Here is a 25,196-nt window from a genome sequence, read left to right as displayed (position 1 = left end):
CAACACCAGGAAAACGCCGCTGCCCGAGACCGGAGCAGCGGCGTTTTTTGTTTTGCCGGATTGGTATTTGACCGTTCAGCCGCGGCCCTTCCAGGGCACGAGCCATCTCTCGGCCATGCGCATCAGGATATCGATGCCGTAACCAATGATGCCGATCAGGATGATGCCGAGGATGACGATGTCGGTAAGCTGGAATTTCGAGGCGTTGACGATCATCATGCCGGCGCCGCGATCAGCCGCCACCAGTTCGGCGGCAACCACCGTGCCCCAGCAGACTCCCATGGCCACGCGCGCGCCGGTGAAAATCTCCGGCAGCGAATTGGGCACGATGACATGCCTCAGGATCTGCCATTTCGACGCGCCGAGCGAATAGGCTGCGTGCACCTTGGAGATGCGCACGCCCGATACCCCGGCCCGGGCCGCAATTGTCATGATCCACAAGGCCGCGAGGAACAGCAGGATGACCTTGCCTTCCTCGCCGATGCCGAACCAGATGATGATAAGCGGGATCAGCGCCAGCGGCGGCACCGGACGCATGAACTCGACGATCGGGTCAAACCAGCCGCGGAACCAGTCGGAGAGGCCCATGGCATAGCCGAGCGGGATGCCGACGATGCTGCCGATGACGAAACCGACCAGCACTCGCCCAAGCGATGAACCGAGATGCTCCCACAGCGAGAAGTTCTTGTATCCCTCGCTGGCAATTTCCCCGAGGCGGCCGAGAACGGCTTCCGGCGCGGGCAACCAGATCGGCTCCATCTGCCAGCCCTTGTCAGGCTTGATCGACAGGCTGCCCTTGTTGGTCATGGTGATCTCGCCATCCGAAAAGCGGACAGTTTCACCCGGGGCGATGGGTTGCCCGTCGATGGCGACAAGGCTGTAACCGTCCTCCTTGCCGCCGACGTCGTTTTCATTGGGACGGGCGAGCGCGGACCTCCAGGCGCCGATCTTGATGGCGTCGTCGTCGGCGAAACCATTTGGCTCGACCGGGACTTCCGGCAGATCCACATCTTCACCGACACGGTAGACGCGCAAATGTGCGACCGCCTGGTCGGTTTCGCCAGCGGCATTGCGTGCGGTGTAGGTGAAGCTTGTATCGCCGACAAAGGGTCCGGGCACGTGCAGCGGCGTGATCACCGATCCGGTGAAGGCGCCCCAGATCCCAAACAGGGCGATGATTGAGACTACCGAGGCAAATCGGTTGGGCGAGACGGCGCTTTCATCGCCGAATGTCACGGTTTTCAGGCTGTCGAAATCGTGAATATGGCGGCGTGAGCGCTGCCAGGCCCGGTAGGCGACATAGGCCAATGCGAAAATTGCCGCATAGAGGAGAAAGACAATCATGCAGATTCCTCCTGCCGGCCCATGATTTCCTCTTCCATATCCCAGATCATGGAGAGAATTTCTTCCCGGCGTTCGGCGAATTCCGGCTCCTTCTTGACCAGGCGCAGGTCACGCCCGACGCCCATTTCGGCGAAGGGCAGGCGATACTCCTTGTGGATACGGCCGGGACGCGGGGCCATCACCAGCAGCCGCTCACCAAGCAGCAGCGCTTCCTCGACCGAGTGAGTGATCAAGATGATGGTCTTGCCGGTTTCCTTCCACAGCTTGAGCACCAGACCCTGCATCTTCTCGCGGGTCAGCGCGTCGAGTGCGCCCAGCGGCTCGTCCATCAGGATGACATCGGGATCATTGGCGAGGCAGCGTGCAAGGGCTACGCGCTGCTGCATGCCGCCGGAGAGTTCGTAGATCATCTTGTCGCCGAAATCCTGCAAGCCGACCGTACGAAGAAGGTTTTCGACCACAGGCGTGGTCTCGGATTGTGGCTTGCCCGCCATGTCCGGGCCGAAGGAAATATTGCGGCGCACGCTCATCCATTCGAACAGCGCACCTTGCTGGAAGACCATGCCGCGTTCGGCGCCTGGCCCGGTGACCTGGTTGCCATTGAGCGTAACCTGACCGCCGGTCGGAGCGAGAAATCCTGCAACGATGTTGAGAAGGGTGGTCTTGCCGCAGCCCGAAGGGCCAAGAACTGCCAGAAGCTCGCCTTTTGCCAATTCCAGCGAAACGTTTTCCAGTGCCTGCACCGATCCGCCATTGGGCAGATCAAAGCGCATGGAAAGGTCGTCAATGACCAGGTTACCCATGGCTACTCCAATCATGGAAACAAAGTGTGCCGTGGCCCGGCGGCCGGACATGCGTCCATCCGTCCGCCGGTTTATCTGGTGCTTGCCTACATTTTCGCTGCAGCCGCGAGCGGGCCGGTGTTGACCGCACCGTCGTAGGTGTCGCGCGAGGCCGGAATGTTACCCTGCTCCTTGAAGAAGTCGCCTACGCCCTTGAGGAACTCGGGCGTGGCCTTGCCGAGCCATTTGTCCGAGAGCTGCGCCTCGACCGTCGGGAACTGGAAGCCCTTGAGGGTGTCGGCCGCATCTTCCTCGCTCATGCCCGCATCATTGGCGATCACCGGCAGCATTTCCTCCGAGTCCGTCAACCACTTGGCGTTCATGTCGGCAGTGACCTTGAGGAACTTTGCAAGCACGTCGGACTGCTCGGCGGCAAAGGACGCCGGCACCGAGGTGACGTCATAGACGGAAATGCCGATGGCATCCTTCTCCTCACCGGTCAGCAACACGTTGCCGTGCTCCATCATGCGGCGAAGCGAGCCGCCCCAACCGCAGACCATGTCGAGACTGCCCTGGGCAAAGGCTGCCGCACCGTCTGGCGGAGCCATGTCGACCACTTCCATGGTGGAGACGTCGACACCGAAGTGCTCCATCTGCTTGAGGAAGCCGTAGTGCGCGGCGGTGCCAATCGGAACGCCGGCCTTCTTGCCTTCGAGTTCCTTGGCACTGTCCTTGTCGATTTCGAGCGCGGCCTTGACTACGCAGTTGTCGTTGTCGTTGTAGACCACGGCGATATCGGCAACCTGCAGGTCCTGCCCTGCCGAAGTGGCCACCACGAAAGGAGGAACCCCCTGGCTGACCGAAATCTGGACATCGCCGGATGCCATCGCCGCCGACATCGCGGTCCCGGCGTCAAACGATTTCCAGTTGACCTTCATGCCCAGCGCCTCGTCATAAAGCCCCTTGACCTTGGCATACTGGAACGGCATCGGCCATTCGAGGAAGTAACCGACCGTGATTTCGTCGGCCTTGGCCACGGATACGGTGGCAACCATGGCAATACCGGCCAGCAATGCGGAAATTCTTGATGCAGCTTTCATGTGATGCTCCCTGTCCAGACCAGCATGATGCCGGTCGTTCGATTGCAATACATTGCCGGGCAAACTCGAGATGTCCGGCCCTGTTCCCGTTTTTGGCGTTCTTTTAAGATCTATCTTGCGCCTATATTGCCAAGTCGATCAAGTCGGCATGCAAAGCCATAGCGCCAATTTGCCCGACAACATTGTACCAGTTTCCCTGCTCCACCTCAGGTCATTGGTTTTGTTCTGCTTTTTTCTGGCCATATGCCTGAAGAGCCACTGGCCCTATTCCATTGCCGTACACTTCGGCGATGGTTTTGATGCCGGAGAACCGGCCATCCTATTCTTTGCCGGGAGGGACCGCGCATGAATCTGCCCATTCAGACCAATGACATCCAGGCAGTCGTCGAAGCCGATCGCGCCCATGTCTGGCATCACCTGATCCAGCACAAGCCGTTTGAAACCATCGATCCACGGATCATGGTCGAGGGCCGGGGCATGCGGGTGTGGGATGCGACCGGCAAGGAACATCTCGACGCGGTATCCGGCGGCGTCTGGACGGTGAATGTTGGCTATGGGCGCGAAAGCATCGCCGACGCGGTGCGCGACCAGCTGGTCAAGATGAACTACTTTGCCAACAGCGCCGGATCGATTCCGGGCGCGCTGTTCGCCAGGAAGCTGATCGAGAAGATGCCGGGAATGAGCCGGGTCTATTACTCGAATTCGGGATCAGAGGCCAACGAGAAGGCCTTCAAGATGATCCGGCAAATCTCACACCGGCACCATGGAGGCCGCAAGTACAAGATCCTTTACCGGGAGCGCGATTACCACGGCACCACGCTTGCCACCCTGTCGGCCGGCGGTCAGCCGCAGCGCGTCGAGCAATACGGGCCGATGGCGCCGGGCTTTGTCATGGTGCCGCATTGCCTTGAATATCGCAGCCAGTACCCGGACGCGGAGAGCTACGGCCTTGCCGCAGCAAATGCGATCGAGGAGGTGATGCTGCGCGAGGGCCCCGACACCGTCGGCGGGCTTTGCCTGGAGCCGATTACCGCCGGCGGCGGCGTGATTACCCCGCCTCCAGGCTACTGGGAGCGGGTTCAGGAGATTTGCAAGAAGTACGATATTCTTTTACATATCGACGAAGTGGTCTGCGGTGTCGGGCGCACCGGCGCCTGGTTCGGCTACCAGCATTACGGAATCAAGCCCGATTTCGTCACCATGGCGAAGGGCGTGGCCTCGGGCTACGCGGCGATTTCCTGCACGGTGACCACCGAAGCCGTATTCGAGCAGTTCAAAGACGATCCGTCCGACCCGATGTCCTATTTTCGCGACATCTCCACTTTTGGCGGCTGCGCCGCCGGTCCCGCGGCAGCGCTCGAGAACATGCGCATCGTCGAGGACGAGAACCTGATCGAAAACACCCAGGCAATGGGCGAGCGCATGATGGGCAATCTCAGGGTGCTGCAGGAGAGACACGGCGTGATCGGCGACGTCCGCGGCAAGGGACTGTTCATTGGCGCCGAGCTTGTCAGTGACCGCAAGACCAGGGAACCCGTGGACGAGAAGCGGGTGCAGGCGGTTGTCGCCGACTGCATGGCGCAGGGGGTCATCATCGGCGCCACCAACCGGTCACTTCCAGGCTTCAACAACACATTGTGTTTTAGCCCGGCGCTGATCGCTACCGCCGATGATATCGACCGGATCACCGACAGTGTTGACCAGGCCCTCGGACGGGTCTTCGGATAGCGCGGCCAAATGCGCAGCAGAGGTGACGGAAGTACCGGACGGGACAATCGGCCGAGTGGCTCTTCCGCTTGTCTAAGCATTTCGATATGCTGGCAAAAACCGGCTGGGCGATGGAATGTCGATTCCGATAGACACGTTTTTTCTCGACCCTAAATTCGAGGGCACTCTGCAACAGAAGATCCAGAGGATGATCAGCGAGGGCGTGCTCTCCGGCCGCTTCATCCCGGGTGCAAAATTGCCATCAAGCCGCAAGCTGGCGACCCATCTCGGGATCAGCCGGATCACCGTGACCTTGGCCTACAGCGAACTGGTTTCCGACGATTATCTGATCGCCAAGGGCCGCTCGGGCTATTACGTTTCGCCGACGGCGCCGCAACGGACCCGGTTCGAGCCGCTGCGCGGCGAGGTAACGGAGTCGGTCGACTGGAACCGGGCCATCGGGCAGCGCTATTCCGGCCAGGTTCTGGTTGAGAAGCCGGTGGACTGGCGCAGCTATCCCTACCCCTTCATCTACGGCCAGGCGGACGAGAAGATCTTCGATCACAGCAACTGGCGGCAATGTGCACTGCAGGCGCTGGGCAAACGGGAATTCCCGACGGTGACCGCCGACAGCTATGAGCGCGACGACCCGGAGCTGGTCAAATACATTGCGCTCAATTCACTGCCGCGGCGCGGCATCCAGGCCAAGCCGGAGCAGATCCTGATTACAATGGGGGGGCAGAATGCGCTGTGGCTGGCAGCCCAGGTGTTGCTCAACCAGCGCCGTACGGCGGTAATGGAAAATCCGGGCTATCCGGGCCTGCGGGTGGCGCTCAACCAGGCCCGGTGCAATGTCGTCAACGTGCCGGTCGATCACGCCGGCCTGCGTCTCGATGCCTTGCCTGCGGAGACCGATGTGGTGTTCACCACGCCCAGCCATCATTGCCCGACCAGCGTGACGATGCCGCTTGAGCGGCGTCAGCAGCTGCTGGAGAAAGCGTCACGCGATGATTTCATCATCGTCGAGGATGATTACGAGTTCGAGATGTCATTCCTCAATCCGCCGGCGCCGGCGCTCAAGTCGCTGGATGAGGAAGGCCGGGTGATCTATGTCGGCTCGTTTTCTAAATCCCTGTTTCCGGGCCTGCGGCTCGGCTACATGGTGGGCTCGGAAACCTTCATCCGCGAAGCCCGCGCGCTGCGCATGGTGGTGGTCCGGCACCCGCCCGGCCACCTGCAGCGCACGGTGGCAAACTTTCTGTCGCTGGGCCATTTCGACGCGCTTGTGGCACGCATGGGCCAGACCTACCGGCGGCGGCGCGAGGTGATGCAGGAAGCGATCGACCGGCGTGGATTGAATGTGGCCGGTTCGGATGTTTCCGGCGGCTCGAGCTTCTGGATGAAGACCCCCGACACCATTGATGCGCGCGATCTGGCACTCGCCGTAAGGCAAAGGGGCGTACTGCTCGAACCGGGCCATTTCTTCTTCGAGAACCCCGAGGACGGCGCGCATTATTACCGGATTGCCTATTCCTCGATCGAAAGCGCCAAGATCTCGGCCGGTATCGACATCATCGCCAACACGATCGCCGAATTCTGACAGCCGCAAGGGCCATGCTCACGCACAGCCCCCGCAATCGGGAGGAAACGCGTCCCGTCAGACAGCGCCCTGCTGCGGGCGCATGTCGTCACGGCTGATGCCGGCGACAACGACGGGCTTCTTCATGGCGTCGCGGCGGAAGGGTTCGCCCAGTTCCTGGTTCAAGAGCACCTCGATGAAGGTGGTTTCCCCATCCTGCATCTGCCGCTCGACGGCCTTTGCTAGGGCCTCGGTCAGGCCCTGCTGGTCCTGCACAACCACGCCGGTGGCGCCGCAGGCCTCGGCTATCGCGGCATAGGAGGTGTCGCGGTCTAGCTCGGTGCCGACGAAATTGTTGTCGTACCACAACGTCGTGTTGCGCTTTTCCGCACCCCACTGGTAGTTGCGGAAGATCACCATGGTGATGGCCGGCCAGTTTTCGCGGCCGCAGGCGGTCATCTCGTTCATGGAAATGCCGAAGGCGCCATCGCCAGCGAAACCGACCACCGGCACGTCCGGCTGGCCAATCTTGGCGCCGAGAATCGACGGAAAGCCGTAACCACAAGGGCCGAACAGGCCGGGTGCGAGATATTTGCGGCCCTGTTCAAAGGTCGGATAGGCATTGCCGATGGCGCAGTTGTTGCCGATGTCGGACGAGATGATGGCATCCTTCGGGAGGGCCGACTGGATGGCTCGCCAGGCCTGGCGCGGCGACATCAGATCGGCGTCGCGCTTGCGTGATTCCTCGTTCCAGACCGTACCTGGATCATCATCCTCGTGATCGAGCGAGGACAGCTCCTGGGCCCAGCGGGACTTGGTCAGCGAGACGAGATTGCGGCGATCTTCACGGCCCGCGTCACCGGCATCGTCCGCAAGCTGGGCAAGGATGGCGCGCGCAACCTTGGTTGCGTCACCCTCGATGCCGACGGTGACCTTCTTGGTCAGGCCGATACGGTCGGCATTGATGTCGACCTGGATAATCTCGGCATTCCGGGGCCAGTAATCGATGCCGTAGCCGGGCAATGTCGAGAACGGGTTGAGGCGTGTTCCGAGCGCCAGAACGACATCGGCCTTGGCAATCAGCTCCATGGCGGCCTTGGAACCGTTGTAGCCGAGCGGTCCGACAGCAAGGGGGTGCGAGCCGGGGAAACTGTCATTGTGCTGATAATTCGAGCAGACCGGCGCGTCGAGCCGTTCAGCCAGCTTGACGAGATCCGGAATGGCACCGGAGAGAACCACACCGGCGCCGGAGAGAATGACCGGAAATTTTGCGTTCGACAGCAGGGCTGCGGCGTCAGCAATCGCCTGCTCGCCCCCGGCAGGGCGTTCGAAGCGGACCATTTGCGGCAATTCGACGTCGATCACCTGGGTCCACATGTCGCGCGGGATGTTCATCTGCGCAGGCGCCGATCCGCGCCAGGCCTTCATGATCACCCGGTTGAGCACTTCGGGGATACGCGACGGGTCTCGGACTTCCTCCTGGTAGCAGACGCAATCGGCAAACAGCCGCATCTGTTCCATCTCCTGAAAACCGCCCTGGCCGATGGTCTTGTTGGCCGCCTGCGGCGTGATCAGCAGCATCGGCGTGTGGTTCCAGTAGGCGGTCTTGACCGGGGTAACGAAACCGGTGACGCCGGGGCCGTTCTGGGCAATCGCCATCGCCATCTTTCCGGTGGTGCGGATATAGCCATCGCACATGAGGCCGGCATTGGTTTCGTGGGCGCAGTCCCAAAATGTGATCCCGGCTTTCGGAAAGAGATCCGACACCGGCATCATGGCCGACCCGATAATGCCGAACGCGTGCTCGATGCCATGCATCTGAAGCACTTTGACGAAAGCTTCCTCGGTGGTCATCCTGGGCATGGGCAAAGTCCTCCTTGTTGAAGGTTAGAAACCACAACTGGCCAGATCAGCTCTAGTGCCAGTTTGGCCGCTTCGCAACGCCAGATCGTTTGACCGCCGGCACTGCTCCGGCGGCAGATCAGTTCCCATAAAGATATCCAGGCAACCACAAGGCCAGCCACGGGAAAATGAAGACCAGGACCAGACCGAAGATCTGCACGGTCATGAACTGCATCATGCCGTAATAGATGTCCTTCAGATCCCAATTCGGCGCCACGCCCTTGAGGAAGTAGGCCGAAAGCGCCACTGGCGGCGACAGCCAAGCGGTCTGCAAACAGACTGCCACGAGAATAGCGAACCAGGTCATGTTGACGTTCATTTCCAGCAGAACCGGCTGCAGGATCGGAAGGATGATCAGCACGATCGGCACCCATTCGAGCGGCCAGCCGAGAATGAAGACCATGGCCAGGATCATGATGATGATCAGGCTTGGCGACAGGTCGAGCAGCAACAGCCAGTCGGTGATCAGGCCCGGAGTGCCAAGCCGGGAGAAGACCGCGCCGAAGAAGTTCGAGGCAGCCACCAGAAACAGGATCAGGACCGAGATCTCGAGCGTCTTGAGCAGCGCGTCATAGGTGCGCTTCCAGCTGAACTTGCGATAGCCGATGGTCAGCAACACCGATCCCAGCGCGCCCATGCCTGCACCCTCGGTGGGCGTCGCCCATCCAAACAGGATCGAGCCCATGGCAAACGCAATCAGGATGGTGGGCGGTACAAGACCCAAGAAAAACTCCCGCCAGACATGGCTGCGATCTCCCGGAATCTGGTCGTCGCGCAAGGGCGGGCCAAGCTTGGGGTTGAGCCAGCAACGGCCCAGGGCATAGACGAGATAGAGAACCGCCATCATCACGCCGGGCAGAATAGCCGCGGCGAACAGGTCGGTAACGGGGACTTCCAGAACCGGACCCATGACGACCAGCATGATCGAAGGTGGAATGAGAATCCCAAGCGTTCCGCCGGCTGTAATGGTGCCGGCGGCAAGGCGGACATCATAGCCGGATTCGCTCATCGTCCTGGCGGCCATGATGCCAAGGATGGTCACCGAAGCACCGACAATGCCAGTCGCTGCACCGAATATCACCGAGACGAAAAGGACTGCGACGAACAGCGATCCGGTCATGCGGGCGAGGATCAGCTGCACCGCCCGGAACAATCGCTCCATCAACCCGGCCTGCTCCATCATGAAGCCCATGAAGACAAACAGCGGTACGGCAGCCAGCGTCTGCTCCATCATCGAGCCGTAGAATTGCAAGGTCATCAGGAAGATGGTGAGCTTCAGACCGAAGCCCCAGGCGCCGAAGACGATGCCAAGGAAAATCAGGGTGAAGGAAATCGGGAAACCGATAAAGATGGCAAACAGCATCGCACCGATCATCAGGAAGCCGATGATCTCCGGCGCAAACTCGAAAAAGCTCATGACGGCCACCTGCCACGGGTTGCCGCGTACCAGGATTTGAGAATTTCGGAGACTCCCTGCACCAACAGCAGCGCGACGCCAACGGCGAGAGCGACCTTGACCGGCCAGACAACCGGCGCCCAGGTGCTGTCCCCGGCGCGTTCGCCCTGAAGCACCGATTTCAGCGCGAATTCGTAGCCTGCGATCAGCAGGAAGATCATCGCCGGCATGAACAGCACGATGTAAAGCACGAGATCGACGCGGCCTTGCGTCCTGACTTCAAAATTACGGTAGAGAAAGTCGGCCCTGATATGCAGGCCATGCATCAGCGCATAGGCCGCACCGAGCATGAAGGACATGCCATAGAGCATGCGCGAGATGTCGAAGGCCCAGAGTGTCGGTGCGATAAAGAACTTGCGCGCAATCACCTCATAGACCATTGCCAGGATGATCGGCACCACCAACAGTGCCACCACGCGGCCAACCCATTCGGAGATCGTGTCGATGGTGTGGATGGTCGCGCGAGCCACCGGATGCATGTCATCGGGCATGCGTTTGCCCGGTCCGGCGCGGCGTTCGGCGAGCAGCTCGTCGCCGATCGGCACGGTGTCGTCTGGTTCATTCCCGGCCATGATGCCCTCCCAAGACCCTGATTCGCCCGTTACCGGGTGGATAACCCGCCCCGCGACAGCGCGGGGCGGATCGCAAGCTCATGATGATTATTGCTTTTTGAGCGTGTCGGCGTAAGCCGCACCGAGATTGGCATTGGTGCGCTGGGCCTGGGCCCAATAGGGCACCGCAGTCCGGGCAAATTCCTTCTGGCTGTCCCAGACCTGCTTGAAGAAGGCGTTTTCAGCCGCATTCTTCTCAAGTGCAGCATTGGCGGCGGCCATGTACTCGGTGAAATATTCCGCCGGGGTGTCGTGCAACTCGACGCCGTCCTCGTTGATCAGCTTGTCGAGCGCCTTGCCGTTTTCGTTGATGCGATAGGCCATGGCCTTCATCAGCGATGCGTTGGCGGCCACCTCGATGGCTTTCTGCTGCAACGGGGTCAGTGCGTCGAAGACATCGCCATTGAGATAGAGGTCGGCATTGACCACCACCTGGTGCAGGCCCTGCAGATAGTAGTGCTTGAGCACCTTCTGGAAACCGAACACCGAATCCGGCTTGGGGCAGCACCATTCAGCGGCATCGATGGTGCCCTTTTCCAGTGCCGGCAGGATGTCGCCGCCACCCATGGCGACCGAGGCCACGCCAATGTCCTTGTAGGTCTGGCCCGGAATGCCGGGAGGGGTGCGGAACCGATACTTGCGGAAATCATCCATGGTGGTGATCGGCTCCTTGAACCAGCCGAGCGCCTCGGGGCCGACCGGCTGCAGCATGAAGCCCTTTACATTGACGCCCATCTCCTTCCAGAGCTGGTCGTAGAGCTCCTTGCCGCCGGCATTGAGATACCAGGACATGAAGGCGATGTTGTCGATGCCGATACCCGCACCGGCAACCGGCGAACCGAACAGCATGGCTGCGGGATGCTTTCCCGACCAGTAATGGGTCCAGGCGAAACCGCCATCGATCAGCCCGGCGTCCACGGCATCGAGAATTTCCTGGACGCCGACGACTGCGCCGGCCGGCAGGATCTCGAACTCGACCTCGCCATCGGTCAGGGCTTTGACGTCATCGGCAAAATCCTGAAGCATGACCACTTCGTCGGCCGTGTTGGGAATGACCGACTGAACGCGGATCGTCGTCTTGGCCTCGGCGGACACGCCGAACAGCGACGTTGCCGCGAGCAGAGCGGCGGCTGCGGCACCCTTGGTAAGCTTGGTTAGTCTCGACATGGGGTTCTCCTCCCGTTTCATGTCTCGCCTCCAATTCAACGACAGACCAACCTGCCCGGCGAAGGCTTCCCGGACAGCGTGTAAACGGACGGGCAGTCAGCTGAGCCTCACGATGATATCCTCCCCACCATCATCACGATCCCGGTCTCAGGAACAACAACTGCGCGGCACAGCACGTCACCGGCGACACAGTACAGCACCATAAAGCCGAGTCCGAAGCTCATCATGCCGGTGTCGCCATCGGCGATGGCGGCCGTGGCCATGACCAGCGCATTGTCCCCCGGCAGCATCAGATCGGCCAGAACGATTGCTCCGAAATCGAAAACCTGCTGCAGCATCAAGTGACTCCTCCGGTGCCGGATTTGATGTTTGCTCTCATGTGCGCATGTCCTCCCGGATCATGTCGGATGCCTTTTCGCCGATCATGATGGCCGGCGCATTGGTGTTTCCAGAGACGATTGACGGCATGATCGATGCGTCTGCGACCCTGAGGCCGTCGATGCCGCGGACGCGGAGACGTTCATCGACGACTGCCATCGGATCCTGGCCCATCTTGCAGGTGCCGGTCGGGTGATAGATCGTGGTCGAGGTGTCGCGCGCCCAGTTGAGCAATCCTTCAAAGTCCTCGTCCGGCACGGCGTTGCCGGGCGCATGCTCCTTGATGATCAGATCGGCGACCGGTGCATGACGGCAGATGCGCCGTGCAAGCCGGATACCCTCGACGATGGTCTGTTGATCGAGCGGCGTGGACAGGTAATTGGGATGGATCAGCGGGTGATCCTCGATATGGGCCGAGCGCAGCCTGATTTCACCGGTGCTTTCGGGCCTTAGCTGCAGCACGGACGCGGTGAAAGCGTCGAAATCATCGGTGTCGGTGGTCGGATTGTTGGCGCTGAACGGTTGGATGTGGAATTGGATGTCGGGTGTTTCGAGATCCGGCCGGGTCTTGAGGAAGCCGGTGCCGAGGCTGGCCGCAAGCGTCAGGGGGCCGGAGCGGCTGATCAGATACTCCATGCCGATCCGGGTCTGATTGAACAGCCCCCGGGTGCGGGTGTTTATGGTGGGCGCCGTGCAACGGTAGACCGGACGTGCCTGAAGATGGTCCTGCAGGTTCTGGCCAACACCGGGCAGCGCGTGATTGAGCGAAATGCCGTGCTCGGCAAGGTGGCCGGGTTCGCCGATGCCTGACAACATGAGGATTTGCGGAGAACCGATGGCGCCAGCCGAGAGGATGATCTCGCGCCTGGCGGAAATCCGCAACGGCGAGCCGTGACGCCTGCCACGCACCGCGATTGCGCGGCCGGCTTCGAGTTCAACGCTATCGACCTGCATGTGCGTGAAGATCTTCAGGTTGGGCCGGAATCTCGCAGGTTTGAGGAAGGCCTTGGCGGAACTGCAACGCAGGCCGTTGCGCGCGGTCAGCTGGAAATAGCCGACGCCTTCCTGCTCTGTGCCGTTGTAATCCGGATTGAAAGGAAATCCTGCCGATCTTGCGGCTTCGACCCAGGCGTCGACCACCTGCCAGGACTGCCGCGACCGGGAGACCGAAAGCTCGCCGCCGGCACCGCGAACCGGATCAGCACCACCTTCCCAGGCTTCACTGCGCTTGAACAATGGCAACAGATCATCCCAGCCCCAGCCGGGATTGCCCATCTGCCGCCACCGGTCATAGTCCTGCGGCTGGCCGCGGACATAGAGCAGTCCGTTGATCGAACTGGAACCGCCCAGTGTCTTGCCGCGTGGCCAATTGATTGAACGGCCGTTGAGACCCTTGTCGGCCTCGGTCCGGTACATCCAGTTGAGCGCCGGATCCTTGATGGTCTTGAAGTATCCGACCGGAACATGGATCCACGGCGAGTCATCACGGCCGCCGGCTTCGATCAGGGCCACGGAGACCGAGGGATCAGCCGAAAGCCGGTTGGCCAATACGCAACCGGCTGACCCCGCTCCAACAATGACAAAGTCAAACTCCAATCAAGAACACCTCAAAACTCAAATAATGAGACTTTACTTCTCGTTAATCATCGTATTCACTTCCTTGACCCGGACGCAAGTGGGGGCACAACTGGAACTATTGATTACTTGAAACTGGTTTGACATGCCGAATACGGAAGACCGCATCGCTACAAATTTGCGAACGCTGCTTATTCTTGAAGCCGTCGGCACCCGGGCCGAGGCGATGACCCCGACCGAGATCAACCAGTCGCTCGGCCTGCCGAAACAGACCATTCACCGCCTCTGCGCGACCCTGGTGGATGAGGGCTTTCTGGTTTACGAGCCGAACGGTCGGCGGCTGCGCACGGCACGGCGGGCGCGCCTATTCGGCGCGGGCCTGTTGCACTCGTCGCGCGAACACATTCTGCGCCGGCAGGTACTTGTCGAGCTTGCGCAGAAAACCGGCGAAACGATCAATTACGTGGTGCCGGATGATGACGGGATGAGCTATCTCGACCGGGTGGAAACCGGTTGGGCCTTCCGGGTGCAGCTGCCGATCGGAACGCATGTGCCGTTTCACTGTACCGCCAGCGGCAAGGTGTTTCTCGCCAGCCTCGACAGCCGCAAGCGGAAGGCGTTTTGCCATGGGCTGACGCTTGACCGGAAGACGTCCAACACCATCACCGATGCCGAGGCGCTGCTTGAAGAGCTCGCTACGGTTTCAAAGGCCGGTTATGCCATCGACAATGGGGAATTCCTCGACGGCATGGTGGCGATCGCGGTTCCGGTGACGGACGACCAGGGCCGGTTCCTGGCGGCAATCGCCTGTCACGGCCCCAGTATCCGGCTGTCGACAGACACGCTCCGCGGTTTTCTGGACGATTTCACCATTGCCGTCGAGAAGATGCAGCGCGTGCTGATCTGAAGCATCAACCCCGCTGAACCACTGGCCTGCAGGCTCACGTTTCGACACCAAGATTCATCGCGCAATGAACGATGATTGCACCTATGTGGCGGCAATCCTCAAGCGAAAATGTCAATGGCAGGCGCATGTCGAACAGGCTCGAAAGAATCCGGTCGGTCTCAGGCAATTGCTGCGGTTCGACATAATGCCAACTATGGTGGTTCGATGTGAAGGCCACCGGCTCTGTGGCGCCGAACCATTTCAACTCGACGCCAAGCGCCTTGTTGGCTGCGACGAAGGACTGCGCCTGAGCTGGCGAAAGACCGGGCAAGCGGAACTGAATCGAACTGCCGACATAACGTTCCTGCTGCGGCCGTTTGTACACCTCGACACCACCGGCGCCGGCGAGCGCCTGCTCGACAGTTTGGTAGCGTTCGTTCCAGCGATCGATGCTGTTTTCGAGACGTGCGAGCTGCGGCAACAGGATGGCCGCGCGCAGATTGTCCATGCGGCCGGACATGTTGGGCGTATCGAGCCGGATCCGCGCGAACACCTCGGGCGGCGGAGCCGCACCGTGGCGCTCGTAGAGCATGTAGGAACCGGACAGGATGATGGCGCGAGCCATGAAATCGGGATCATCGGAAGTCAGAAATCCGCCTTCGCCCGAATTGAGATGCTTGTATGTCTGGGTGGAGAAACACCCCGCCAGTCCGAAACTGCCGCTTTTGCGGCCATTCCAGGCTGCCCCCATGGTGTGGGCGCAATCCTCTATCAGGATCAGATCGTAGGATTGGACGATGGCAGCGAGTCGTTCCATGTCGACCAGATGACCGCGCATGTTCGACAAGAGCAGGAACCGCGCGCCTGAAGACCTTGCCTTGCGCTCGAGATCATCAAGATCGATCACCAGGGCTTCGGTGATCTCGACGAGCAGCGGCTTGCCTCCGGCTGCGGTGATGGCACCGGGCACCGGCGCCAGCGTGAAGGCATTGGTGAGAACAGGCTCGCCCTGCACAAGACCGGCTGCGCGCAGGGCAATCGCCATGGCATATCCGCCGGAGGCGCAAGCCAGGCAGTAGCGCGCGCCCTGATAGGCGGCATAGGCCTGTTCAAGCAGGGAAACCTTCGAAAGTTCTCCCGGTTCGCTGTTGTAGCGGTGCAGGCGGCCTGATTTCAGGACCTCGGTGGCTGCAGCAACGACCAGGTCATCGAGCGGCTCCTGCTGAGTAAAATTACCGTCAAAGGGTTTCACAGCCTGTCTCCCCGGCCAAATGCCGACCTTGCCCGGCATAGGACGAACCAGGCCCACATCTTACGACCAGTTCGAGAGCATTGATAAGGACAACCGCGTTTGGTGTGCGGGACAGCAGGCGCAATACCGTCCGCAACCCATGCAGGAACCAGGCCTGGACCGCTGTCAACTCTCCGCAAGCTTAGTGTCCCGGGCGAATGCTCCGGGGAATCACAGGGGTCTGTTGTTGCAATGCAATAAAACCGTGCTAGGCTCCCACACCATTTGCGCGCTGCAACAAGTCAGTCTCCGGTAAGGATATGATGTGCATGATGGCGCAAACCGGGCAGTCTGTCTGCCGCAACAAAAGGCATAGCATCATGTTCTATCAGATGTATGAACTTAACCACGCGGCGATGGCGCCAATGCGGGCCTACGCTGACGCCATGCGCCTGGCGTTCCGGAACCCGGCCAATCCAATGTCGCACACACCGTTCGGCCGGTCGCTCGCCGCGGGTTTTGAAGTCTTCGAACGCACGACACGGCGCTATGGCAAACCGGAGTTCGGGCTGAACGAGACTTCGCTCAATACCGGCAAAGTCTCCGTCCATGAGAAGGTCGTATGGTCGCGCCCGTTCTGCAACCTTATCCATTTCGAGCGGTCCCTGCCGGCGAACCACAAGCCGGATCCGAAGATCCTGATCGTTGCGCCGATGTCGGGCCATTACGCAACCCTGCTGCGCGGCACTGTCGAGACGCTGCTGCCCAGTGCCGAAGTCTACATCACCGACTGGACTGACGCGCGAATGGTGCCGGTTTCCGAAGGCCGCTTCGATCTCGACGACTATATCGATTACATTATTTCCATGCTGCATGCGCTCGGCCCCGACACCCATGTGGTTGCCGTCTGCCAGCCCTCGGTACCGGTTCTCGCAGCTGTCGCGGTGATGGAAGAGAGTGGTGACACGTTTGCACCGTCGACCATGACGCTGATGGGCGGTCCTATCGACACCCGGATCAACCCCACAGGCGTCAACGAGCTGGCTCAGGCCAAGCCGATCGAGTGGTTCGAGGACAATGTCATCATGCAGGTGCCGTGGCCGTTGCCGGGCTTTTCCCGCTCCGTCTATCCGGGATTTCTGCAACTTTCGGGCTTCATGACGATGAATCTCGACCGTCACATGATCGCGCAGAAGGATTTCTTCATGCATCTGGTCAAGAACGATGGAGATTCCGCGGAGCGGCACCGCGACTTCTATGACGAATACCTTGCCGTGATGGACATGACCGCCGAATTCTACCTTCAGACTGTCGACACGGTGTTCATCAAGCACTCGCTGCCCAAGGGCGAAATGATGCATCGGGGCCGCAAGGTCGACACCAAGGCGATCCGCAATGTGGCGCTGATGACGGTCGAAGGCGAGAACGACGACATTTCGGGAGTCGGCCAGACCGAGGCAGCGCAGACCATCTGCCCGAACATTCCAGAAGACATGCGGCATCACTACGTGCAGCCCAAGGTCGGCCATTACGGCGTTTTCAACGGCTCGCGATTCCGCGCAGAAATCGCACCGCGGATCCTCGATTTTGCTCGCACCCATGCCCGCGGCAACAAGGCCAAGAAGGCTCAACCAAAGGTAATCGAGGGCGGCCGGAGCGACTGAACCGGATTTTCAGAGCTTTTTAGGCATCCAAAATTTCTCTTAAAAAACAGAGAAATATCGGATTTCTGCGGTGATTTTCTTGAATAGGTTCACGATTCATACCACATCGAATGTACAAGGGAACGATCCCCGCTTCCCTTCACCAGATGAGGTTTTGACCCATGACACAGACCGCATTGATCCGTCCCGCCTGGACGCCTGCAACCATCGCCCTGATGGTCCTGGGCTTCATGGTCTTCTGGCCGCTCGGCCTGGCCATGCTCGCCTATATTATCTGGGGTGAGCGGCTTGACGGGTTCAAGGCTGACGTAAACCGCGCCACCGACGACTTGACCAGCGCGTTCCGAAAGAACCGTCACGGCATGCGTACGGGTGGCAGTGGCAACGCCGCCTTTGACGAGTGGCGCGATGCAGAAATGGCGCGGCTCGATGAAGAACGCAAGAAGCTCGATGAGATGCGCCGCGAGTTCGACCAGCATATGCGCGACCTGCGCATGGCGCGCGACCGCGAGGAGTTCAACCGCTTCATGGCTGAGCGCAAGGCCAACCAAGCCAAAACGCCCGGTTCCGTACCTGACATCAACGCCTGAGCCACGCTCCAGCTGACTTCCCGGGAGGGCGGCGCTCAGTGCGCCGCCCTTTTTGTTGCGAGGATCGCAGGTTTCGTCGCAACAGACGCCAAGAAAACAGTCCCGCTGCCCCATTCGAATCGGATAGACAGACCCGCATGTTCGGTATTCCCCGCTCCACCCGCAAACCTGCTGCACCGCGTCCTGTCGCAGTCACCGTCAATGGCCGTGAGCTGCCTTTGTCGATCCGGGAAAACGCGCGCGCCACAAGGCTGACGCTGCGCATCGAGCCCGGCGGCCAGGCACTTAGGCTGACCATTCCGAAGGGACTTCCGGGACGCGAGATCGACGCCTTTCTCACCCGCCACCACGGCTGGCTGATGACCCGTCTGGCCCGCGTCGAAGAGAGCGGATCGCCGGCTGACACCGGCAAGATCACCATTCGCGGTGTCGAACACCGGATCCAGATGACCGGCAAGCTGCGCGGGCTGGCCGAGCAGACCGAACTCGACGGGATGCCGACGCTGCTTGTTTCCTGCCTGCCCGAACATGTCGGCCGGCGGGTCTCAGACCATCTCAAGCGGGTGGCGAAGACCGAAATGGAACGGCTGGTCCGCCACCACGCCGCAACCCTGGGCAAGCCGTTCGGGTCGATTTCCTACAAGGATACCAAAAGCCGCTGGGGATCGTGCACGTCCGAGGGCAACCTGTCGTTTTCCTGGCGGATCGCGATGGCGCCGGATTTCGTCATCGACTATCTCGCAGCCCACGAGGTGGCGCATCTGAAGGAAATGAATCACGGGCCGGACTTCTGGGCCACCTGCAAGGCGCTGTGCCCGCGCACCAAGGAGGCCAAGCGCTGGCTCAAGCAGAACGGCTCGCGCCTGTTTGCGGTGAGCTTCTGAACCCTGCCGGATGCGCCAAGCACCGTAGCCTGACCACGATTGCCGAAGCAGCCCCGTCTCGACTCTGCCACCATTTTGTGCGACGTCAGCCGCCATGACGACAGAGATCAAGATATGTGGCCTGAGCACAGCCGAGGCGGTGGATCGCGCGGCCGAACTGAACGCCGGTATGGCGGGATTCATCTTTTTTGAGAAGAGCCCGCGCCATGTTGCGGTGGACACTGCTGCCAAACTTGCCGAACGGGCCCGGGCGCGTGATCTCAAGACGGTTGCGGTGACGGTCAATATGGATGATGCCGGGCTGGACGAGATCGTCAAGCGCATGAAGCCCGACTGGCTGCAGCTGCATGGCGGCGAAAGCCCCGATCGCACAGCCGAACTCAAGGCCCGCTACGGACTGCCGGTAATGAAGGCTTTTGCCATCCGCGAGGCCGCCGACCTTGACTGCATCGGTCCTTATGAAGGAATCGCCGACCGGTTCCTGTTCGACGCCAAGCCACCGAAGGGCTCCGACCTGCCCGGCGGCAACGGCGTGAGCTTCGACTGGCGGCTTCTTGCAACGCTTGACGGGGCCGCTAGTTACATGCTTTCCGGTGGATTGACGAAAGACAATGTCGGTGAGGCGCTCCGCATCAGCGGTGCGACCATGGTCGATGTATCCTCCGGTGTTGAAAGCGCACCCGGCGTCAAGGATTTCGGCATGATGGACGCGTTTGTCCGCGCCGTTCGCGATGCCGGCCTCACAGCCCGGTCAGGGTCTCAGGAGTAGATGATTTGAACCAGACAAGCACCCCGAATTCTTTCCGTACCGGCCCTGATGAACAGGGCATGTTTGGCATTTTCGGTGGCCGTTTCGTTGCCGAAACGCTGATGCCATTGATCCTTGAGCTGGAAGAAGAGTGGACCAAGGCGAAGGCTGACCCGACATTCCGCGCCGAACTCGATCATCTCAATTCCCATTATGTCGGGCGGCCATCGCCGCTCTATTTCGCCGAACGGCTGACCGAGCACCTGGGCGGCGCCAAGGTCTACTTCAAGCGCGACGAGCTCAACCACACCGGCTCGCACAAGATCAACAACTGCATCGGCCAGATCCTGCTTGCAAAGCGGATGGGCAAGACACGGATTATCGCCGAAACCGGTGCGGGCCAGCACGGCGTTGCCTCGGCCACGGTAGCGGCACGCTTTGGCTATCCATGCGAAGTCTATATGGGCGCCACCGATGTGCAGCGGCAGGCGCCGAACGTGTTCCGCATGAAGCTGCTCGGCGCCAAGGTACATCCGGTCACATCCGGCCAGGGCACGCTGAAGGACGCGATGAACGAGGCGTTGCGCGACTGGGTGACCAATGTCGACGACACCTATTACCTGATCGGCACGGCGGCGGGCCCGCATCCCTATCCGGAGATGGTGCGTACCTTCCAGTCGGTGATCGGGCAGGAAACCCGCGAACAGATGCTGGCCGCCGAAGGCCGTCTGCCGGACATGCTGGTGGCCGCGGTCGGCGGCGGCTCCAACGCCATCGGCCTGTTCCACCCGTTCCTGGACGACAAGGACGTGCAGATCATCGGGGTCGAGGCAGGCGGCAAGGGCCTTGACGGCGAGGAGCACTGCGCCTCGCTGACCGCCGGATCGCCGGGCGTTCTGCATGGCAACCGCACCTATCTGCTGCAGGACGGCGACGGGCAGATCAAGGAAGGCCATTCGATCTCGGCCGGTCTCGACTATCCCGGCATCGGGCCCGAGCACTCCTTCCTGAAGGAGACCGACCGGGTCGAGTATGTGCCGGTCATGGACGACGAAGCGCTTGAAGCCTTCCAGCTGCTGACCCGTCTCGAGGGCATCATTCCGGCGCTCGAGCCGAGCCATGCACTGGCCGAAGTCATCAAGCGGGCACCGAAAATGGACAAGGATCAGATCATCGTGATGAACTTGTGCGGCCGAGGCGACAAGGACATCTTTACCGTCGGCAAAATCCTCGGCGTGGAGCTCTGATCATGACCGATTTCTCCGATCTGCGGGCGGTGTTCATCAACACCACGCTCAAGAGCACGGCTCAGGGCGAAAGCCACACCGAGCGGCTGATGCGCAACTCCATGGCGATCATGGAGACCAACGGCGTCAAGCTGGACCTTCTGCGCGCGGCAGACCATCATATCGCCTACGGCGTGCAACCCGACATGCGCGAGCATGGGGCGGAGCGGGATGACTGGCCGGAGATCTTCTGGCCAAAAATCCGCGATGCCGACATTCTGGTGATCGGCACGCCGTTGTGGCTGGGCGAGGAATCCTCGCTCTGCCGGGTCATCATCGAGCGGCTTTATGCCCATTCGGGTCAGCGCAATGACCGCGGCCAGTATATCTTCTACGGCAAGGTCGGCGGTTGCGTTGTCACCGGCAACGAGGATGGCGTCAAACACGCGTCGATGACCTGCCTCTATGCCATGCAGCATGTCGGCTACACGATTCCGCCACAGGCCGATTGCGGCTGGATCGGCGAAGTCGGCCCGGGCAAATCCTATGGCGATGACGGAGCCGGCTACGACAATGATTTTACCAAGCGCAACACCTCGTTCATGACCTGGAACCTGATGCATCTGGCGAGGATGCTCAAGGAAGCCGGGGGCATTCCCAATCATGGCAATGATGTCGAAGCCTGGAACAACGGCGCGCGTTTCGACCACCCCGAGATCGGAAAATCCTGAATGACCACTCGCATCGATACCCGATTTGAAAAACTCAAGGCCGAGGGACGGCCGGCGCTGGTGACCTATTTCATGGGCGGCGATCCCGATTACGACACCTCGTTGAAGATAATGCAGGCGCTTCCAGGTGCGGGCTCCGACGTGATCGAACTCGGCATGCCGTTCTCCGACCCGATGGCCGACGGACCGGCGATCCAGATGGCCGGTCAGCGGGCGCTCAAGGGCGGCCAGTCGCTCGTCAAGACGATGGAACTGGCGCGGGATTTCCGCAAGGACGACAACGAGACACCGATCGTGCTGATGGGCTATTACAACCCGATCTACATCTACGGCGTGGACAAGTTCCTGTCCGACGCCAAGGAGGCCGGGATCGACGGGCTGATCGTGGTCGATCTGCCGCCGGAAATGGACGACGAATTGTGCATTCCGGCGATGAAGGCCGGGGTCAATTTCATCCGGCTGGCGACACCGACCACTGACGACAAGCGGCTGCCGCGGGTGCTCTCCAACACTTCGGGCTTTGTCTATTATGTCTCGATGACCGGAATCACCGGATCGGCGATCGCAGACACGTCGAAGGTCAATGTGGCCGTCGACCGGATCAAGAGCCACACCAAGCTGCCGGTCTGCGTCGGCTTCGGGGTGAAGACCGCCGAGCAGGCGCGCGCCATCGGCCAGTCGGCAGACGGCGTCGTGGTTGGCACCGCGATCGTCAATCAGATCGCAAATACGCTTGATGCCAAGGGTGCGGCCACGACCGATACGGTCGAGAGTGTCGCCACCATGGTGCGCGGCCTTGCCACCGGCGTTCGCGCCGCGCGCCTTGCACCGACACAATAAGACCCCCACACTGGGTGACGAACCGGAGATAACGCGTTGAACTGGATTACCAACTACGTCAGGCCAAAGATCAATTCGATGCTCGGCCGCCGCGAGGTGCCGGAAAACCTGTGGATCAAGTGCCCCGAAACCGGGGAAATGGTGTTCCACAACGATCTGGAAGAGAACCATTTCGTGATCCCGGCGTCGGGCTACCACATGAAGATGTCGGCCGAAGCCCGGCTCAAGCATATGTTCGACGACGGCAAGTACGAGTTACTGCCGTCGCCCAAAGTACCGCAGGATCCGCTGAAATTCCGCGATTCGAAGAAATATGCCGACCGGCTCAGGGAAAACCGGGCAAAGACCGGGCTGGAAGATTCGATCGTGTCCGCCCATGGCGCGGTGCAGGGCGTCAAGATCGTCGCCTGCGTGCATGATTTTGCTTTCATGGGCGGCTCGCTCGGTCTTGCTGCCGGTGAAGCCATCGTCAAGGCTTTCGAAGCCGCGATAGAGCGCAAGTGCCCGCTGGTGATGTTCCCGGCATCGGGCGGCGCACGCATGCAGGAAGGCATCCTGTCGCTGATGCAATTGCCGCGCACAACCGTTGCGGTGGAGATGCTCAAGGAAGCCGGACTGCCCTATATCGTGGTGCTGACCAACCCGACCACTGGCGGGGTTTCGGCCTCCTACGCGATGCTCGGCGATATTCACCTGGCCGAGCCGGGCGCAGAAATCGGCTTTGCCGGCAAACGGGTGATCGAGCAGACGATCCGTGAAAAGCTGCCGGAGGGCTTTCAGACCGCGGAATACCTGGTCGATCACGGCATGGTCGACATGGTGGTGCACCGCCACGACCTGCCGGCGACCGTGGCCCGCCTGCTCAGGATCTTTCTGAAGCTGGATGCGCCGGCGCCGACCGCCCTCCCCGCACCCGAGAAAGCTGCTCCAGCCGCACCGGCAGAGGCCGCGGAATAAGATCCCAACCAGAACCGGAAACGGTGGCGAGAGGAGCTGTCGTGTCGGCTGCTGAACGGGAAATCAACGCGCTGATGGCGCTGCATCCGAAGGGCTTCGACCTGTCGCTGGAGCGGATCACCCGGCTGCTTGCGCGGCTCGGCAATCCGCATGAAAAGCTGCCGCCGGTGCTCCATATCGCCGGAACCAACGGCAAGGGATCGACCAGCGCCTTCTGCCGCGCCATTCTCGAAGCGCACGGGCTGACGGCTCACGTCCATACCTCGCCGCACCTGGTCAACTGGCACGAGCGCTTCCGCATCGGCGCCAAGGGTGGCGGGAAGCTGGTCGAGGACGAGGTGCTGGCCGAGGCGTTGCGGCGGGTGGCAGATGCCAATCAGGGCGAGACGATCACCGTCTTCGAGATCCTGACCGCCGTGATGTTCGTGCTGTTTTCCGAGCATCCCGCCGATGCGGCGCTGATCGAGGTCGGGCTCGGTGGGCGATTTGATGCCACCAATGTGATCGCGCATCCCGCGGTCAGCCTGATCATGTCGATCTCGCTCGACCACCAGGCCTATCTTGGCGACCGCGTCGAGCTGATTGCGGCGGAAAAGGCCGGGATAATCAAGGCAGGTTCGCCGGCGGTGATCGGTGCCCAGACCGAAGAAGCAGCCCGCGAAGTGCTGATCGAGATCGCCGAGCGGCTCCGGTGCCCGATGAGCATCTACGGCCAGGATTTCATGGCGCTCGAGGAAAACGGACGGCTGGTCTACCAGGACGAGGACGAATTGATCGACCTGCCCTTGCCCAGGCTTGCGGGCCGGCACCAGCAGGGCAATGCGGCGGCCGCCATCCGCGGCCTGAAGGCGGCCGGCTTCAAGCTTCAGGAACGCGCCACCGCCGAAGGCCTGCTCAACGTGTCCTGGCCCGGGCGGCTCGAACGCCTGACCCACGGACGCCTCGTCGACGGCGCAATGGAAGGTGTCGAGCTGTGGATCGACGGCGGCCATAACCCCGGCGCCGGCAAGGTGATAGCGGAGGCCATGGCGAACCTCAACGACCGCGACTCACGGCCGCTGTTCCTGATCACCGGCATGATCAACACCAAGGATCCGGTGGGCTATTTCGAAGCCTTTGCCGGCATGGTGCGCCACGTGTTCACGGTTCCGGTTTCCGATTCCGAGGCTGGTCTGGATCCCGGGTTTCTCTCCAGTACCGCCATCCAGGCGGGCCTGACCGCGCAGGCTGCCAGGGATGTCGAGAGCGCGATTGCCGCCATCTGCAGCAACTGGAACGAACTTGAGCGGCCACCACGGATCCTGATCGGCGGATCGCTCTACCTTCTGGGTGAAGTGCTGAGGTTCAACGAAACACCGCCCGTCTGAACGGTAGGTTTCAAATCCAGGCATCAAAAAACCCGCCCGGTTTCCCGGACGGGTGTTTCATGGCTCGAAAACCTGAAATCAGGCGATGGCGCCGGAAATCCAGCTCGAGAGCGCCGTCTTTGGCGAAGCGCCAACCTTGATGTCGGCCACGGCGCCGCCCTTGAACATCGCAAGCGTCGGGATCGAGCGGACACCGAACTGGGAGGCGAGTTCGGGGTTCTCATCGATGTTGAGCTTGGCGACCTTGACGCTGCCTTCCATCTCGTTGGAAATTTCCTCGAGGCTCGGAGCAATCATCTTGCACGGTCCGCACCATTCAGCCCAGAAGTCGACGACGACGGGAACGGTGGAATCGAGCACTTCGCTCTGAAAATTGGCGGTGTCTACTTTTACGGTTGCCATGTTTCGGCACTCCTTTGATGGGTGACTCGTGTGTGATCCCAATGTGATGATTCAGGCCCAAGTATTCAA

The 25,196-nt window shown here is 60.9% G+C and carries 23 protein-coding genes; 12 read left to right on the top strand and 11 right to left on the bottom strand.

The window, feature by feature from the left end; translation table 11 throughout:
• Positions 1-75: 75 nt before the first annotated feature.
• The 3 genes from CRO46_RS09430 to CRO46_RS09420 form a co-directional block, all read right to left on the bottom strand.
• Complete coding sequence (locus CRO46_RS09430; RefSeq protein ID WP_097107221.1) at positions 76-1,344, bottom strand: ABC transporter permease; 1,269 nt, start codon at positions 1,342-1,344, stop codon at positions 76-78.
• Entirely contained in the window at positions 1,341-2,147 is an 807-nt protein-coding gene (locus tag CRO46_RS09425; RefSeq protein WP_097107220.1) for a taurine ABC transporter ATP-binding protein, read from the bottom strand. Before CRO46_RS09425 ends, CRO46_RS09430 begins: the two co-directional genes overlap by 4 nt.
• An 86-nt stretch (positions 2,148-2,233) precedes the next feature.
• A complete protein-coding gene (locus CRO46_RS09420; protein ID WP_097107219.1) occupies positions 2,234-3,226 on the bottom strand; it encodes a taurine ABC transporter substrate-binding protein in 993 nt (330 codons plus the stop codon).
• Positions 3,227-3,571: 345 nt separating this feature from the next.
• Here CRO46_RS09420 and CRO46_RS09410 point away from each other — a divergent pair, with 345 nt between their 5' ends.
• Both CRO46_RS09410 and pdxR read left to right on the top strand, forming a co-directional pair.
• Entirely contained in the window at positions 3,572-4,954 is a 1,383-nt protein-coding gene (locus tag CRO46_RS09410; RefSeq protein WP_097107216.1) for an aminotransferase family protein, read from the top strand.
• A 115-nt stretch (positions 4,955-5,069) separates the two neighbouring features.
• Complete coding sequence (pdxR, locus tag CRO46_RS09405; RefSeq protein WP_097107214.1) at positions 5,070-6,533, top strand: MocR-like pyridoxine biosynthesis transcription factor PdxR; 1,464 nt, start codon at positions 5,070-5,072, stop codon at positions 6,531-6,533.
• Positions 6,534-6,590: 57 nt separating this feature from the next.
• Here pdxR and xsc read toward each other — a convergent pair whose 3' ends face one another.
• The 6 genes from xsc to CRO46_RS09375 all read right to left on the bottom strand — a co-directional run bounded on the left by xsc (position 6,591) and on the right by CRO46_RS09375 (position 13,622).
• The gene (gene xsc, locus CRO46_RS09400) at positions 6,591-8,375 is read right to left on the bottom strand and encodes a sulfoacetaldehyde acetyltransferase (RefSeq protein ID WP_097107213.1); all 1,785 of its coding nucleotides are present in this window, start codon (positions 8,373-8,375) and stop codon (positions 6,591-6,593) included.
• Positions 8,376-8,493: 118 nt separating this feature from the next.
• Positions 8,494-9,831 (bottom strand): TRAP transporter large permease, encoded by a 1,338-nt coding sequence (locus CRO46_RS09395; RefSeq protein WP_097107211.1) that lies wholly within the window; start codon positions 9,829-9,831, stop codon positions 8,494-8,496.
• Entirely contained in the window at positions 9,828-10,442 is a 615-nt protein-coding gene (locus CRO46_RS09390; protein ID WP_097107209.1) for a TRAP transporter small permease subunit, read from the bottom strand. The genes CRO46_RS09395 and CRO46_RS09390 overlap by 4 nt, the downstream gene beginning before the upstream one ends.
• An 87-nt stretch (positions 10,443-10,529) precedes the next feature.
• Positions 10,530-11,648: a TRAP transporter substrate-binding protein gene (locus tag CRO46_RS09385; RefSeq protein ID WP_097107207.1), complete on the bottom strand. Its 1,119-nt coding sequence runs from the start codon at positions 11,646-11,648 to the stop codon at positions 10,530-10,532.
• A gap of 107 nt (positions 11,649-11,755) precedes the next feature.
• On the bottom strand, positions 11,756-11,986 hold the full coding sequence (locus tag CRO46_RS09380) for a hypothetical protein (RefSeq protein WP_097107206.1): 231 nt from the start codon (positions 11,984-11,986) through the stop codon (positions 11,756-11,758).
• A gap of 37 nt (positions 11,987-12,023) precedes the next feature.
• Entirely contained in the window at positions 12,024-13,622 is a 1,599-nt protein-coding gene (locus CRO46_RS09375; protein WP_097107204.1) for a GMC family oxidoreductase, read from the bottom strand.
• Between the two features lie 124 nt (positions 13,623-13,746).
• On the opposite strand from CRO46_RS09375, the gene CRO46_RS09370 reads away from it, so the two are divergent.
• Positions 13,747-14,508 carry an IclR family transcriptional regulator gene (locus CRO46_RS09370; protein WP_097107202.1) on the top strand — a complete coding sequence of 254 codons (762 nt, stop codon included), beginning with the start codon at positions 13,747-13,749 and terminating at the stop codon, positions 14,506-14,508.
• Between the two features lie 34 nt (positions 14,509-14,542).
• Here CRO46_RS09370 and CRO46_RS09365 read toward each other — a convergent pair whose 3' ends face one another.
• Positions 14,543-15,739, bottom strand: coding sequence for a DegT/DnrJ/EryC1/StrS family aminotransferase (locus CRO46_RS09365; RefSeq protein WP_210421511.1), 1,197 nt, complete (start codon positions 15,737-15,739; stop codon positions 14,543-14,545).
• 359 nt (positions 15,740-16,098) lie between these two features.
• Between CRO46_RS09365 and CRO46_RS09360 the strand changes: the two genes are divergently transcribed.
• The 9 genes from CRO46_RS09360 (at position 16,099) to CRO46_RS09320 (ending at position 24,725) form a co-directional block, all read left to right on the top strand.
• On the top strand, positions 16,099-17,382 hold the full coding sequence (locus tag CRO46_RS09360; RefSeq protein ID WP_097107693.1) for a polyhydroxyalkanoate depolymerase: 1,284 nt from the start codon (positions 16,099-16,101) through the stop codon (positions 17,380-17,382).
• A gap of 161 nt (positions 17,383-17,543) precedes the next feature.
• Entirely contained in the window at positions 17,544-17,972 is a 429-nt protein-coding gene (locus CRO46_RS09355; protein ID WP_097107199.1) for a DUF2852 domain-containing protein, read from the top strand.
• Between the two features lie 137 nt (positions 17,973-18,109).
• Positions 18,110-18,856 (top strand): M48 family metallopeptidase, encoded by a 747-nt coding sequence (locus CRO46_RS09350; protein WP_097107197.1) that lies wholly within the window; start codon positions 18,110-18,112, stop codon positions 18,854-18,856.
• Between the two features lie 94 nt (positions 18,857-18,950).
• Positions 18,951-19,625 carry a phosphoribosylanthranilate isomerase gene (locus tag CRO46_RS09345; RefSeq protein ID WP_097107196.1) on the top strand — a complete coding sequence of 225 codons (675 nt, stop codon included), beginning with the start codon at positions 18,951-18,953 and terminating at the stop codon, positions 19,623-19,625.
• A gap of 5 nt (positions 19,626-19,630) precedes the next feature.
• Entirely contained in the window at positions 19,631-20,851 is a 1,221-nt protein-coding gene (trpB, locus tag CRO46_RS09340; protein ID WP_097107194.1) for a tryptophan synthase subunit beta, read from the top strand.
• A 2-nt stretch (positions 20,852-20,853) separates the two neighbouring features.
• Positions 20,854-21,561: a flavodoxin family protein gene (locus tag CRO46_RS09335; RefSeq protein WP_097107192.1), complete on the top strand. Its 708-nt coding sequence runs from the start codon at positions 20,854-20,856 to the stop codon at positions 21,559-21,561.
• Entirely contained in the window at positions 21,562-22,401 is an 840-nt protein-coding gene (trpA, locus tag CRO46_RS09330; RefSeq protein WP_097107190.1) for a tryptophan synthase subunit alpha, read from the top strand. It begins immediately after the preceding gene.
• A gap of 36 nt (positions 22,402-22,437) precedes the next feature.
• Positions 22,438-23,358 carry an acetyl-CoA carboxylase, carboxyltransferase subunit beta gene (accD, locus tag CRO46_RS09325; RefSeq protein ID WP_097107188.1) on the top strand — a complete coding sequence of 307 codons (921 nt, stop codon included), beginning with the start codon at positions 22,438-22,440 and terminating at the stop codon, positions 23,356-23,358.
• Positions 23,359-23,432: 74 nt separating this feature from the next.
• Positions 23,433-24,725 (top strand): bifunctional folylpolyglutamate synthase/dihydrofolate synthase, encoded by a 1,293-nt coding sequence (locus CRO46_RS09320; RefSeq protein ID WP_097107691.1) that lies wholly within the window; start codon positions 23,433-23,435, stop codon positions 24,723-24,725.
• Positions 24,726-24,803: 78 nt separating this feature from the next.
• On the opposite strand, the gene trxA is transcribed toward CRO46_RS09320, so the two are convergent.
• Positions 24,804-25,127 carry a thioredoxin gene (gene trxA, locus CRO46_RS09315; RefSeq protein WP_097107187.1) on the bottom strand — a complete coding sequence of 108 codons (324 nt, stop codon included), beginning with the start codon at positions 25,125-25,127 and terminating at the stop codon, positions 24,804-24,806.
• Positions 25,128-25,196 lie beyond the last annotated feature (69 nt).

This window comes from Parahoeflea halophila, assembly GCF_900220985.1.
Taxonomy (GTDB): Bacteria; Pseudomonadota; Alphaproteobacteria; order Rhizobiales; family Rhizobiaceae; genus Hoeflea; species Hoeflea halophila.
The sequence above is the reverse complement of the archived record's forward strand: the minus strand, read 5'-3'. Positions and strand labels throughout refer to the sequence as shown.